At 65.1% G+C, this 12,904-nt stretch carries 10 protein-coding genes; 9 read left to right on the top strand and 1 reads right to left on the bottom strand.

Annotated features, from left to right (window positions below):
• Positions 1 to 148: 148 nt before the first annotated feature.
• Together LDJ84_RS20670 and LDJ84_RS20665 are read left to right on the top strand one after the other, a co-directional pair.
• Positions 149 to 1,609, top strand: coding sequence for a chromosome partitioning protein ParA (locus LDJ84_RS20670; RefSeq protein WP_226045362.1), 1,461 nt, complete (start codon positions 149 to 151; stop codon positions 1,607 to 1,609).
• A 10-nt stretch (positions 1,610 to 1,619) separates the two neighbouring features.
• Positions 1,620 to 2,564, top strand: a complete 945-nt coding sequence (locus LDJ84_RS20665; protein ID WP_226045361.1) for a 1-aminocyclopropane-1-carboxylate deaminase/D-cysteine desulfhydrase — start codon at positions 1,620 to 1,622, stop codon at positions 2,562 to 2,564.
• On the opposite strand, the gene LDJ84_RS20660 is transcribed toward LDJ84_RS20665, so the two are convergent.
• Positions 2,552 to 3,490 (bottom strand): DUF1853 family protein, encoded by a 939-nt coding sequence (locus LDJ84_RS20660; protein ID WP_226045360.1) that lies wholly within the window; start codon positions 3,488 to 3,490, stop codon positions 2,552 to 2,554. The two genes, LDJ84_RS20665 and LDJ84_RS20660, sit on opposite strands and share 13 nt — an antisense overlap.
• 102 nt (positions 3,491 to 3,592) lie before the next feature.
• Between LDJ84_RS20660 and LDJ84_RS20655 the strand changes: the two genes are divergently transcribed.
• From LDJ84_RS20655 to LDJ84_RS20625, 7 genes are all read left to right on the top strand, one after another.
• The gene (locus LDJ84_RS20655) at positions 3,593 to 4,480 is read left to right on the top strand and encodes an NAD(+) kinase (RefSeq protein WP_017519352.1); all 888 of its coding nucleotides are present in this window, start codon (positions 3,593 to 3,595) and stop codon (positions 4,478 to 4,480) included.
• On the top strand, positions 4,480 to 5,460 hold the full coding sequence (locus LDJ84_RS20650) for a metallophosphoesterase (RefSeq protein WP_054909183.1): 981 nt from the start codon (positions 4,480 to 4,482) through the stop codon (positions 5,458 to 5,460). Before LDJ84_RS20655 ends, LDJ84_RS20650 begins: the two co-directional genes overlap by 1 nt.
• A 14-nt stretch (positions 5,461 to 5,474) precedes the next feature.
• Entirely contained in the window at positions 5,475 to 6,329 is an 855-nt protein-coding gene (locus tag LDJ84_RS20645; RefSeq protein ID WP_413247466.1) for a rhomboid family intramembrane serine protease, read from the top strand.
• 165 nt (positions 6,330 to 6,494) lie between these two features.
• On the top strand, positions 6,495 to 6,755 hold the full coding sequence (locus LDJ84_RS20640; RefSeq protein ID WP_024765109.1) for a YeaC family protein: 261 nt from the start codon (positions 6,495 to 6,497) through the stop codon (positions 6,753 to 6,755).
• The gene (locus LDJ84_RS20635) at positions 6,755 to 7,582 is read left to right on the top strand and encodes a DUF2797 domain-containing protein (RefSeq protein ID WP_024765108.1); all 828 of its coding nucleotides are present in this window, start codon (positions 6,755 to 6,757) and stop codon (positions 7,580 to 7,582) included. The genes LDJ84_RS20640 and LDJ84_RS20635 overlap by 1 nt, the downstream gene beginning before the upstream one ends.
• A 148-nt stretch (positions 7,583 to 7,730) precedes the next feature.
• Positions 7,731 to 10,403, top strand: coding sequence for an aminopeptidase N (gene pepN, locus LDJ84_RS20630; protein WP_226045358.1), 2,673 nt, complete (start codon positions 7,731 to 7,733; stop codon positions 10,401 to 10,403).
• Positions 10,404 to 10,887: 484 nt separating this feature from the next.
• Entirely contained in the window at positions 10,888 to 12,855 is a 1,968-nt protein-coding gene (locus tag LDJ84_RS20625; protein ID WP_138525881.1) for a DUF1302 domain-containing protein, read from the top strand.
• The last annotated feature ends 49 nt before the right edge of the window (positions 12,856 to 12,904 follow it).

Genomic DNA, 12,904 nt, shown 5'->3' with positions numbered 1-12,904 from the left:
CCGGGGCCGGTGCCAACCGAGTCACATTGCCTGCGACATTAATTCCCCTAGACTTGCTCGGATGTCGGGATTTTCCCGCTGTCTGGGTGCTGCATTTCTGACAGACCCTTTTCCAGACTTCCTCCCGCACCAGCCCAGAGGTCAATCGATGAGCATGCAGAAGAAGCCTCAAATGGTGGAAGCCGTGGTCTTCTTCAATGACCGTGGCGTCTGCAGGGAAATGCTCTACCCCGAATTCGAGGCGCTGCTCGACAACGTCGTGCAGATGCCGGAGTACGCCGATCAGCAGATGCAGCTCGCCTATGTGCTGATCAACCCGCGCCTGCTGGTCAAGGCGGTGGTGTTCTTCTATCTGGACTTCGACGAGAAGGGCGAGGCGGACCGCGGCTGGAACCTGCCGCTGCGCAATCTCGCCGACCGTGCAGGCCGCGGCCCCGACATGGGGGCCGGTCCCATTCGCCTGGCCTGTCGCAGCCAGTGCCCGGTCTCCTGGCATCAGATGCATCTGTGGGACCCGACCCTGGACGCCAGCCAGAACCATCTGGTGCAACTGCGGGAATCGATCAAGCGCAACAACCTTGGCGTGCTGGTGGAGGAAGACCCGGCCGCCGTGGAGCTGGCGCGTCTGCAGATGGCCGACGAGCACCAGTGGTATGCACCCGCCGAAGAGTCCCGCGAGGAGGCCGAGAAGCTGGCCCGCGCGATGCTCGAGGAGCACCAGCAGAAGACCGCTGAGCTGCTCGGCCAGCATGAGGCCCGTCTTTCGCAGGTCAGCCAGCAGCACGAGCAGGAGCTCAGCCGCCTGAAGCTTGGTGCGCAGGAGCAGGTCAAGGTGCTGCAAGCTGAACTTGCCTCCCTGCGCGAAGGGCTCAAGCGCGAGGAAGAGATCAATGCCGGCCTGCGCCGCGAACTGGATGGCCAGGCCAACGGGTTCCAGCGCGGCCGCGAGGAACTGACAGCGCAACTGCGCCATATCGAACAGAGCGGCCGCGACGAGCTGGAGCAACTGCGCCAGCAGATCGAGGAAGAGTCCCGCACCCGCATGGCCAGCCTGGAGGCTCGCTACAAGGAGCAGATTTCCGTCCGCGATGTCGAGCTGGGCTACCGCAACGAGCTGGACCAGCAGCTACAGCAGGAGAATCATCAACTGCGCCGGGAAGCCGAGCAGCTGCGCGAGGAAACCGCCCAGCTGCGCCAGGTTGCCACGCAGCTGCAGCAGGGCGCCGAAGGCCTGCGTCAGGAGCTCGACGCACTGTCGGCCAGGGCGGCAGACGGCTCGGCGCTGGAGCGTCTGGCCGGCTTGGGGGTGATCTTCGTGGTGTACCATCCCGGCGCCGGTCATCTGACCCTGTCGCTTCAGGATGTCGCCCGTTACCAGGAAAACCCCATGGCTTACGCCGCTGCCAAGTGCTTCGTCGCCGAAGACCAGTACCGCAGCTGGCTCGCCCATTACCAGCAACCCGCCTGCGAAGGACGGCTGTCCAACGGCGAGCGCTGTGCCATGCCCATCGACCGCGTGGAAACCCCCGGCCGCTTCGTCGAAGGCGACAGCAACTGCTGTTCCCGGCACAAGACCGCCGGCCGCCTGCGCAGCGTCACCACCGGCTGAGCAGGGCGCCTTGCTGTTTCCCGACTGGCGCCCGGAAGCACCGCTGCAACGCATTCATCTGGGATGGCTGGATCGCGCCGGCGTCGAGCTGGCGTTGTTGCGCCTGGATCGGGTGGATACCCTCGTCTCCGGCAACAAATGGTTCAAGCTCGCGCCATACCTGAAGCAGGCCGCCGACCTGGGGCTGAGTGGCGTGATGACGTTGGGCGGCGCCCATTCCAATCACCTCCACGCGGTCGCGGCGGCCGGTGCACGATTCGGTTTCCAAACCGTGGGATTGCTGCGCGGCGAAGAGCAGGACAATCCGACGGTGGCCGACCTGCGTCAGCTCGGCATGCAGCTCCACTGGCTCGGCTACGGCGGTTATCGCCGGCGCCACGCAGCCGATTTCTGGAGGCCCTGGCGCGAGCGCTACCCCCAGTTGCTCGCGGTAGGCGAGGGCGGCGGCGGGCTCCCTGGCGCACAGGGCTGCTCACCCCTGATCGGAGTTATTCGCCAGCAGCTCGGCGACCTGGGCTGGAAGGACTATCAGCAGCTCTGGGTTGCCTGCGGTACCGGTACGACCCTGGCCGGCCTTGTGCTCGGCGAGCAGGGCGCGCATTGCGTGGTCGGTGCCCTGGCGGTGCCGCCGGGGCATGGCGTCGAAACGCAGGTGCCCGACTTGCTGGGCGAAGCGGGCGTCAGCGATAGCGGCTACAGCCTGATCGACGCCAGCCGTGGTGGTTTTGCGCGGATCGACGCGACGCTGGCGCGCTTCATTCTGGCGACCGACGCCGAGTGCGGCGTGCCGCTGGAACCGCTGTACACCGGCAAGCTGCTGCTGGCGCTGCACGATGAGATTGCAGCGGGGCGCATTGACCGTGGTGCTCGTATCGTCGCCGTCCACAGCGGTGGCTTGCAGGGGCGCCGAGCGCTGGACGATAAGCTGAAGGCGCTGGCCACTCAGCGCGAATAACCGCTATGCACCCGCGGCCAGCGGTCACCCACCAGGAACAGGCGCTCCTGCTCCCGCCAGCGCCCTTCGCGGAACTCCAAGCGCACCAGCATTTGCGGGAAGCCGTCTTCCGGCAACTCCTCCAGCCAGGCGGCGAAGCGCTCGGCGCTCCAGCATTCGTCCTCGGCGGCCGGGGAGAGCCAGCCCTTGCGCGACAATGCCTGCCAACCCTGCGGGTGCTGTGCCTGGTAGGCCGGCCAGGCGCGTCGGTGCAGCCAGCGACCACGCTGGTGGTTGTCACTGGCGCCGACAGGTGGCGGGCAGGGCGTGGGCCAGGAGTAGAACAGGTAGCCGCCCAGCCAGAGGCCGGGGGATGGCATGGCGTCGCTGTGCTCGCGGACCACGGCCAGCCCTTGCGCGGTGGCCGAGAGCGGCAATTGGTGCTGGTAGAAGTGCTCGATCTTGCGCAGCAGATGGTCCTCGGCCCCCGGCCCGAGCCAGGAGTCGGGGCCGTCGTCGCTGGGGCCGAGGTAGAGCTTGATGGCCAGCTCCAGGTGATGCAGCCCGGCGTCGTCTTCCACCAGCAGGTCGAGCTCGCCCAGGGTCTGGCCGTTGTCGCGCACCGGCAGGTTGGCGGCGAGCAGGCGCAGATCCGGCGCACGCTCCAGGGCGAACTGCCAGAGGCGTTCGTAGTAGCGTCCCAGACGCTGGTGCGGCGCGGCTTCGAGCTGGGCCAGCAGCTCGCCCGGCGAGTCTTCCTGGCTGCGCAGCCAGTCGGCCAGCAGCCGGGGCTGCGCGTGCCAGCGGCTGGCGCTGAGCGGATGGCGCAGGGCGGGGCTGCCAGGTTGCAGCAGGGGCGGGGAGAGCAGCGTCCAGGCGAGGTCGCGGACCTGCGGCTGGCGCAGGTCGATCAGCAGCTCGTCGAGCAGGGCGGTGAAATCGGTCATGCCCCAAGCCTAGCCGTTATGCCCGCGCTGCGGTTTGCCGCTGCCTGAGCCTTTCGCCCATAATTCCGAGATTCGAGTACCCGCAACGCCGTCCGGAGTCCCATGGAACCCTTTCGCAATATCGGCATCATCGGCCGCCTGGGCAGCACCCAGGTCCTGGAAACCATCCGTCGGCTGAAGAAGTTCCTCACCGAGCGACACCTGCATGTGATCCTCGAGGACACCATCGCCGAGGTCCTGCCGGGCCACGGCCTGCAGACCTGCTCGCGGAAGATCATGGGCGAGATCTGCGACCTGGTGATCGTGGTCGGCGGCGACGGCAGCATGCTCGGCGCCGCGCGCGCCCTGGCACGACACAAGGTGCCGGTGCTGGGAATCAACCGCGGGAGCCTGGGCTTCCTCACGGATATCCGCCCCGACGAGCTGGAGACCAAGGTCGCCGAAGTGCTTGGCGGCCAGTACATAGTCGAGAGCCGCTTCCTGCTCGATGCGCTGGTGCGCCGACATGGCGAGTCCATCGGCCAGGGCGATGCGCTGAACGACGTGGTGCTGCACCCCGGCAAGTCCACGCGGATGATCGAGTTCGAGCTGTACATCGATGGCCAGTTCGTCTGCAGCCAGAAGGCCGACGGCCTGATCGTCGCCACGCCGACCGGCTCCACCGCCTACGCGTTGTCCGCCGGCGGGCCGATCATGCATCCCAAGCTGGATGCCATCGTGGTCGTGCCGATGTACCCGCACATGCTCTCCAGCCGGCCCATCGTGGTGGACGGCAACAGCGAGCTGAAGATCGTCGTCTCGCCGAACATGCAGATCTACCCGCAGGTTTCCTGTGATGGGCAGAACCACTTCACCTGCGCGCCGGGCGACACCGTCACGGTGAGCAAGAAGCCGCAGAAGCTGCGCCTGATCCATCCCATCGACCACAACTACTACGAGGTCTGCCGGACCAAGCTGGGCTGGGGCAGCCGTCTGGGGAGCAGCGAGTGATGGAACTCGACCCGGCACGCGGCTACGACCTGATCGGCGATATCCACGGCTGCGCGCATACCCTCGATCACCTGCTGGAGCGCCTCGGCTATCGCGCGCAGGGCGGCGTCTGGCGACATGCACGGCGGCAGGCGCTGTTCCTCGGCGACATCATCGACCGTGGCCCGCGCATCCGCGAGGCCCTGCACCGGGTGCACGACATGGTCGCCGCCGGCGAGGCGCTGTGCATCATGGGCAATCACGAGTTCAATGCCCTGGGCTGGTCGACCCCCGCCGCGCCCGGCAGCGGTCGGCAGTACGTGCGCGAACACACGCCGCGCCATGCCCGGCTGATCAAGGAAACCCTGGAACAGTTCGAAGGCCACCCGGCGGACTGGCGCGACTTCCTCGGCTGGTTCCAGGAGATGCCGCTGTTCCTCGATGCCGGGCGCTTCCGCATGGTCCACGCCTGCTGGGATCACGACGTGATCGATACGCTGCGCCAGCAGTTCTCCAGCGGGCGCATCGACGAGGCCTTCCTCAAGGCCAGTGCCGAGCCCGGCAGCTTTGCCCAGCAAGCCTGTGACCGCCTGCTGCGCGGCACCGACATGCGCCTGCCCAACGGCATGACCCTGACCGGCAGCGACGGCTTCACCCGCTCGGCCTTCCGTACCAAGTTCTGGGAAGAGGACCGTGCGCCGGAGACCTACGGCGATATCGTGTTCCAGCCCGACGCGCTGCCCGACGAAGTGGCCAGCGAACGCCTCAGCGAGGAGCAGAAGTCGCGCCTGCTGACCTACGGCGCCGACGAGCCGCTGCTGTTCGTCGGCCACTACTGGCGGCGCGGCACGCCGGCGCCGATCCGCCCGAACCTCGCCTGCCTGGACTACAGCGCGGTGATGTACGGCAAGCTCGCGGCCTACCGGCTGGACGAGGAAACGCGGCTGGACCGCAACAAGTTCGTGTGGGTGGACGTCAAGCGTCCGGAGGGCGATGAGTGAGTGCCATTGAAGCGATGCGGTTGCCGGCGGCAGTCGATCTGGGGGAGTTCGTTGGCCTGCTGCGCCGACTGAACGTGCCGTTCCGGGTCAGCGAGGAGGCCGGTGAACAGGTGCTCTGGGTGCCCAATTCGCAGCTGGCCGAGCAGGTTCGCAGCCTCTACCAGCGCTACCCGCAGGGCGACCCGGAGTTCACCGTGCAGGCCGAACCCCAGCGCCGCGGGCCGGGGTTCGTGCAGCAACTGAAGATGAGTCGGATGACGGCGGCGGTGTTGCTGGTGACCTTCGTGGTTGCGGCCGTCACCCTGCTGGGTACCTCGCCGGAGACGCTGCGCTGGTTCACCTTCCAGAACTTCCAGCTGGTCGGCGAGGATCGCGCGCTGTTCTATCCGCTGTCCGACTCGCTGGCGCAGGGGCAATGGTGGCGCCTGTTCACGCCCATGCTGATCCACTTCGGCTGGCTGCACCTGGCGATGAACGCCATGTGGTACTGGGAGCTGGGGCGGCGCATCGAGTACCGCCAGGGGCCGTGGCTGTTGCTGGGGCTGAGCCTGGGCTTTGGCCTGATCTCCAACGTCGTGCAGTACGGCGTCAGTGGCCCGAGCCTGTTCGGCGGGCTGTCCGGCGTGCTCTACGGGTTACTCGGACACTGCTGGATCTTCCAGCGCATGGCGCCGACGCCGGCCTACAACCTGCCCAAGGGCGTGGTGGCGATGATGCTGATCTGGCTGCTGGTGTGTCTCTCGGGCGTGATCGACCTCCTCGGCTTCGGCTCCATCGCCAACGGCGCCCACGTCGGCGGCCTGGTGGCGGGTTGCCTGAGCGGCCTGGTCGGTGGGGTGCTAGCGCGGCGACACGCGCCCGCGCCGTAGCATGGCGTGGAGCGTAGCGATACCCGTCGATCAGTGCACCGACAGCATGGGTATCGCTTAGGCTCATCCTACGAACAGCTATCGCCCTAATTGACCAGCGTTCGTGCGCCCGGGCGCTCGGCCCGGTAGAATGCCCGCTTCGTTTTCCCCTGCAGGAGCCGGCCCATGTCGTCCTTCGCCGAAATGATCCAGAACATCACCCCCGAAATCTACGAGAGCCTCAAGCTGGCCGTGGAAATCGGCAAGTGGCCGGACGGCCGCAAACTGTCCCAGGAGCAGAAGGAGCTGTCGCTGCAGGCCATGATCGCCTGGGAGATGGACAACCTGCCCGAGGACCAGCGCACCGGCTACATGGGCCCGCAGGAATGCGCCTCCCACGCTGAGCCGATCCCGAACATGATCTTCTCCTCCAACTCCCTGCACTGATGCAAGAGATTGGACGCGGCGCCCTGGACAAGATGTCGGCGCGCCTGGAAAGCCCCGTGCAGTACGCCTTCCGCCTCGGCGAGGCACAGGTCCCGGTCAATCCGCTGATCGGCAAGACGGTGCGCCTGGAGTACCTGGGCGAAATCTTCTGCAGCCACTGCGGCCGCAAGACCAAGAAAAGCTTCGCCCAGGGCTACTGCTACCCGTGCTTCACCAAGTTGGCGCAATGCGACAGCTGCATCATGAGCCCGGAGAAGTGCCACTTCGAGGACGGCTCCTGCCGTGATCCGGAGTGGGGCGAGCGTTTCTGCATGACCGACCACGTGGTCTACCTGGCCAACTCCTCGGGCGTGAAGGTGGGCATCACCCGCGCCACCCAGGTGCCGACCCGCTGGATCGACCAGGGCGCGCGCCAGGCATTGCCGATCATGCGTGTAGCCACCCGCCAGCAGTCCGGCTTCGTCGAGGACCTGCTGCGCAGCCAGGTCACCGACCGCACCAACTGGCGCGCGCTGCTCAAGGGCGAGGCGGAACCACTGGACCTGGTGGCGATTCGCGAGCAGATATTCGACGCCTGTGCCGAGGGTATCGTCGGGCTGCAGCAGCGCTTCGGCCTGCAGGCGATCCAGCCGGTGATCGACATGGAGCCCATCGAGATCCGCTATCCGGTGGAGGCCTACCTGGCCAAGATCACCAGCTTCGATCTGGACAAGACGCCGGTGGTCGAGGGTACCCTGCAGGGTATCAAGGGCCAGTACCTGATCTTCGATACCGGCGTGATCAACGTGCGCAAGTTCACCGCGTACCAGCTGGCCATCAGCGCCTGATCGCACCGCATTGAATTTCCGGCTCGTGGCACGCATCTAGGGATAGATGCGCGCACGACTCGCCCGCTTCGCTCTAGCTCGCTAGAGTCAGTACCAGATTCCTCCGGCCGGCCCACCGCGCCGGCCGCCTGCCAAGGGGCCAAAAGCCATGCGTACCGAGCAACCGAAAGTCATCTACCTCAAGGATTATCAGGCGCCTGAGTACCTGATCGACGAGACCAACCTGACCTTCGAGCTGTATGAGGATCACACCCTGGTCCACGCTCAGCTGGTGATGCGCCGCAACCCGGATCGTGCGGCCGGCGCTCCGGACGACGGCCTGCCGCCCCTGGTGCTCGACGGCCAGCAACTGGAGCTGCTGTCGGTGGCGCTGGATGACCAGGCCCTTGAGGCCGGCCAGTACCAGCTCGACGAGAACCACCTGACCCTGCAGCCGACGGCGGCGACCTTCACCGTCGACAGCACCGTACGCATCCACCCGGAAAGCAACACCGCGCTGGAAGGCCTGTACAAGTCCGGCAAGATGTTCTGCACCCAGTGCGAGGCCGAAGGCTTCCGCAAGATCACCTACTACCTCGACCGCCCGGACGTGATGAGCAGCTTCACCACCACGCTGTCGGCCGAGCAACACCAGTACCCGGTGCTCCTCTCCAACGGCAACCCGATCGCCAGCGGCTCGGAAGAGGGCGGCCGCCACTGGGCGACCTGGCAGGACCCGTTCAAGAAGCCGGCCTACCTGTTCGCCCTGGTCGCCGGTGATCTCTGGTGCGTGGAAGACCAGTTCACCACCATGAGCGAGCGCGAAGTCACCCTGCGCATCTATGTCGAGCCGGAGAACATCGACAAGTGCCAGCACGCCATGGACAGCCTGAAGAACTCCATGCGCTGGGACGAGAAGGTCTACGGCCGCGAGTACGACCTGGACATCTTCATGATCGTTGCGGTCAACGACTTCAACATGGGCGCCATGGAGAACAAGGGCCTCAACATCTTCAACTCCAGTTGCGTGCTGGCCAAGGCCGAGACCGCCACCGACGCCGCGCACCAGCGCGTCGAAGGCGTGGTTGCCCACGAGTACTTCCACAACTGGTCGGGCAACCGCGTGACCTGCCGCGACTGGTTCCAGCTGTCGCTCAAGGAAGGCTTCACCGTGTTCCGCGACAGCGAGTTCTCCGCCGACATGAACTCGCGCACCGTCAAGCGCGTCGAGGACGTGGCCTTCCTGCGTACCAACCAGTTCGCCGAGGACGCCGGCCCGATGGCGCACCCGGTGCGCCCGGATTCCTTCATCGAGATTTCCAACTTCTACACCCTGACCGTCTACGAGAAGGGTTCGGAAGTGGTGCGCATGATCCACACCCTGCTGGGCGCCGATGGCTTCCGCAAGGGCACCGACCTGTACTTCGAGCGCCACGACGGCCAGGCCGTGACCTGCGACGATTTCGTCAAGGCGATGGAAGACGCCAACGGCGTCGACCTGACCCAGTTCAAGCGCTGGTACAGCCAGTCCGGTACTCCGCGCCTGGCGGTGGAGGAGAGCTATGATGCCGCCGCGCAGAGCTACACCCTGACCTTCCGCCAGAGCTGCCCGGCGACGCCGGGGCAGAGCGAGAAGCTGCCCTTCGTCATCCCGGTGCAGATGGGCCTGATCGACAAGCTGGGCAACGCCCTGTCGCTGCGCCTCAAGGGCGAAGAGCACGCCCATGGCAGCGACCGTGTGCTGCAGGTCACCGAGGCGGAGCAGTCCTTCACCTTCGTCGGCCTCGCCGAGAAGCCGCTGCCGTCGCTGCTGCGTGGTTTCTCCGCGCCGGTGAAGCTGAGCTTCCCCTACGACCGCGACCAGCTGATGTTCCTCATGCAGTTTGATGAGGACGGCTTCAATCGCTGGGAAGCCGGCCAGCAGCTGTCCGTGCAGGTCCTGCAGGAATTGATCGGCCAGCACCAGCGTGGCGAGAAGCTGGTGCTCGACCAGCGTCTGATCACCGCCTTCCGCACCTTGCTGCTGGACACCGGCCTGGACCAGGCCATGGTCGCCGAGATGCTTTCGCTGCCCAGCGAGGCCTATCTCACCGAGATCAGCGAAGTGGCTGATGTCGAGGCGATCCATGCGGCCCGTGAGTTCGCGCGCCAGCAGATCGGCGCGGCGCTGCACGAACAGCTGTGGGAGCGTTACCAGGCCAACCGCACGCAATCCCGCGAGACCGCCTACGTTGCCGAGGCCTCGCACATTGCCCGCCGCAGCCTGCAGAACATCGCGCTGTCCTACCTCATTCAGAGCGCCAAGCCCGAAGTGCTCGCCGCCTGCCAGGAGCAGTACAAGGATTGCGACAACATGACCGAGCGCCTGACCGCGCTCGCGGTGCTGGTCAACTCTTCCTTCGACAAGGAGAAGGCCGAGGCGCTGGCGATGTTCGCCGACTACTTCAAGGATGACCCGCTGGTGATGGATCAGTGGTTCAGCGTCCAGGCCGGCTCCACCCTGCCGGGCGGGCTGGAGCGCGTACAGGCGCTGATGAGCCATCCGGCGTTCACCCTGAAGAACCCGAACAAGATCCGCGCCCTGATCGGCGCCTTCGCCAACCAGAACGCGATCAACTTCCACCGAGCGGATGGCGCCGGCTACCGCTTCCTCGCGGACCAGATCATCACCCTCAACGCGCTCAACCCGCAGATCGCCTCGCGCCTGCTCACGCCGCTGACCCGCTGGCGCAAGTACGCGCCCGCGCGCCAGGCGCTGATGAAGGCCGAGCTGGAGCGCATCCTGGCGTCGGGCGAGCTGTCCAGCGATGTATACGAAGTGGTGAGCAAGAGCCTCGCTTAGCACACCCGCCGCGTCCTGTCCCGGGGGCGCAAGTAACTTTCAAAAAGGTGTTACCAGCTCTTGTTGGTAACACCTTTTTGTTACCTATCGAAATTAATCGATGTCTCGCTTATCGCTGCTCGCTATTGAGCGAAAAAGCCCGATGTGTCTGCGTCGCGCCTCCAGGGGCCGATTGCGCCATTTGCAGTGGTGAATGGCGCAATCGGCCACTTGATTTGATCAGTGAACGACCAGTCACAAAAAGTAGCGCACATATTCTTTATTTTTTGTAAGCAGAATCAGACGCATCTGAATTCTGGCATCGGGGTTGCACCGGCGGACGCTGCTTAGCCTTTACCCGTCCATTGGGACGGGAGGCGTGTCGAGCACCTTGGGGGAGTTTCCTTCAGATCGACGACAACAAGGCCGTGGAATAACGGCTGACAAGGCGTACCGCGCACTGGCGGCGCCGCTAAAGAATGATCAGTCCATGGAGTGAGTCCTAATGGAAATCCCAGTTCGCAAGCCTGTCTTGCGTTATGCGCCTGCTCGTGCCGGTTTTGCCCTGGCCGGCATCCTGCCCCTGCTGATGTCTGCCCAGGCAACGGCGGTCGAGTTCAGCTTCCTCGATAACGAAGTCACCGGCTCGCTGGACAGCACCGTGTCCTACGGCGCCCTGTGGCGCGTGCAAGGCCAGGACAAGACCAACAACGACATCAACGGCAACGACGGCAATCGCAACTTCGACACTGGCCTGGTTTCCGAGGTGTACAAGATCACTTCCGACCTGGAAGCGACCTACAAGAACTACGGCCTGTTCGTGCGTGGCTCGGCTTTCTATGACACCCAGATCATGGACAAGCGCAACGACTACTACGACAACAACCACCCGGCGCAGCCGAGCCAGACCTATCCGAACAGCGACCGCTTCACCAGCGAGACCCGCGACGCCGCCGGCAACCGCGCCGAGATCCTCGATGCCTATGTCTATGGCAACTGGGACGTGGCCGATCACCCGCTGACCGCGCGCCTGGGTCGTCAGGTATTCAACTGGGGCGAAGGCATCTTCTACCGCGGTGGCGTGAACACCACCAACCCGGTGGACGCCGCCAAGTTCCGCCTGCCGGGCTCGGAGCTGAAGGAAGTGCTGATGCCGGTGGAGGCCGCGAGCTTCAACATCGGCCTGACCGACAACCTGTCGATGGACGCTTTCTACCAGTGGAACTGGAAAGAGACCCGCATCGACCCGGTCGGCACCTTCTTCTCCGAGACCGACCTGTTCGCCGATGGCGGCAACACTGCCTACACCACCGTGGGCGCGCTCTCCAATCCGCTGTTCCAGAGCCTCTACCCGCAGCTGTCCGCAGCCCATGTGGGCGGCCTGCAGGGTACTCAGTACCTGGACTCCAACGGTGTGTTCAAGGTCGCCAATGTCGGCAAGGACATCAACGCCAAGAACGATGGTCAGTTCGGTGTGGCCTTCCACTACGTGGCTGAAGAACTGAACTCCACCGAGTTCGGCTTCTACTTCGTCAACTATCACTCCAAAGAGCCGACCATTTACGCCGACCTGAACAGCGACTATGCCGGCGTAGACCTCGACCAGCTCGCTGGCGTTGGCGGTTTCACCTCCTACGACCAGCTCGTCAGCGCTGCCGGTAGCGGCAACGCCCTGGCCGGCCAGGTGCTGAGCCTGGTGAATGGCGCGACCTCCGTGGACGTCGCCAACCAGGTCAACGCCCGCCGTGAATATGTGGAAAACATCCGCATGTACGGCTTCAGCTTCAACACCACCGTGGGCGACGCCTCGGTGTTCGGTGAGCTGGCCTACCGCCCGAACCTGCCGATCGGCATCGCCACCACCAACGACCTGCTCGGCGACCTGCTGGTTCAGGCCCCGGCGCTGGCCAGCGGCAAGACCGTGAACATCGGTGGCGGTGACGTCTCGATTCGCGACCAGATCCACAACTACGAGCGCGTCGAAGCCTTCAACACCTCGCTGGGCACCATCTACAACTTCGGCCCGTCGCTGTCCTTCGACTCGCTGATGGGCGTGGCGGAACTGGCCTCCGAACACCTGCGCGGCAGTGACCTGCAGTACACCGCGTACGACGGCAGCACCCGCTACTACTCCGGCCGTGGCAACGGCGCCTACATCTCCGGCTATGACCGCGACGATCAGGTGAACAAGAACGCCTACGGCTACACCCTGCTGCTGTCGGGTACCTGGAACGACGTCTTCGCCGGCGTGAACATCTCGCCCTACGCCGTCTACAAGGACGACTTCGAAGGCAACTCCTACCAGACCGGCAACTTCATCGAAGGCCGCAAGGCCTACACCCTGGGCGTCAAGGCTACCTACCTGAACGCCCTGGAAGCCGAACTGCAGTACACCGAGTTCTACGGCGCCGGGCAGAACAACGCCAGCCGCGACCGCGACAACGTCGGCTTCAACGTCAAGTACTCCTTCTAACGACAAGCTCGCGTCGGCCCACACGGGCCGGCGCGTGAACTTCACGGAG

The organism is Pseudomonas sp. HS-18, from assembly GCF_020401845.1.
GTDB lineage: Bacteria > Pseudomonadota > Gammaproteobacteria > Pseudomonadales > Pseudomonadaceae > Pseudomonas > Pseudomonas nitroreducens.
This window is presented reverse-complemented; position numbering and strand designations above follow the sequence as displayed.

Coding starts and splice junctions, on each gene's coding strand:
- LDJ84_RS20670 (WP_226045362.1), top strand. CDS start 149: ATGAGCATGCAGAAGAAGCCTCAAATGGTGGAAGCCGTGGTCTTCTTC.
- LDJ84_RS20660 (WP_226045360.1), bottom strand. CDS start 3,490: ATGACCGATTTCACCGCCCTGCTCGACGAGCTGCTGATCGACCTGCGC.
- LDJ84_RS20655 (WP_017519352.1), top strand. CDS start 3,593: ATGGAACCCTTTCGCAATATCGGCATCATCGGCCGCCTGGGCAGCACC.
- LDJ84_RS20650 (WP_054909183.1), top strand. CDS start 4,480: ATGGAACTCGACCCGGCACGCGGCTACGACCTGATCGGCGATATCCAC.
- LDJ84_RS20645 (WP_413247466.1), top strand. CDS start 5,475: ATGCGGTTGCCGGCGGCAGTCGATCTGGGGGAGTTCGTTGGCCTGCTG.
- LDJ84_RS20640 (WP_024765109.1), top strand. CDS start 6,495: ATGTCGTCCTTCGCCGAAATGATCCAGAACATCACCCCCGAAATCTAC.
- LDJ84_RS20635 (WP_024765108.1), top strand. CDS start 6,755: ATGCAAGAGATTGGACGCGGCGCCCTGGACAAGATGTCGGCGCGCCTG.
- pepN (WP_226045358.1), top strand. CDS start 7,731: ATGCGTACCGAGCAACCGAAAGTCATCTACCTCAAGGATTATCAGGCG.
- LDJ84_RS20625 (WP_138525881.1), top strand. CDS start 10,888: ATGGAAATCCCAGTTCGCAAGCCTGTCTTGCGTTATGCGCCTGCTCGT.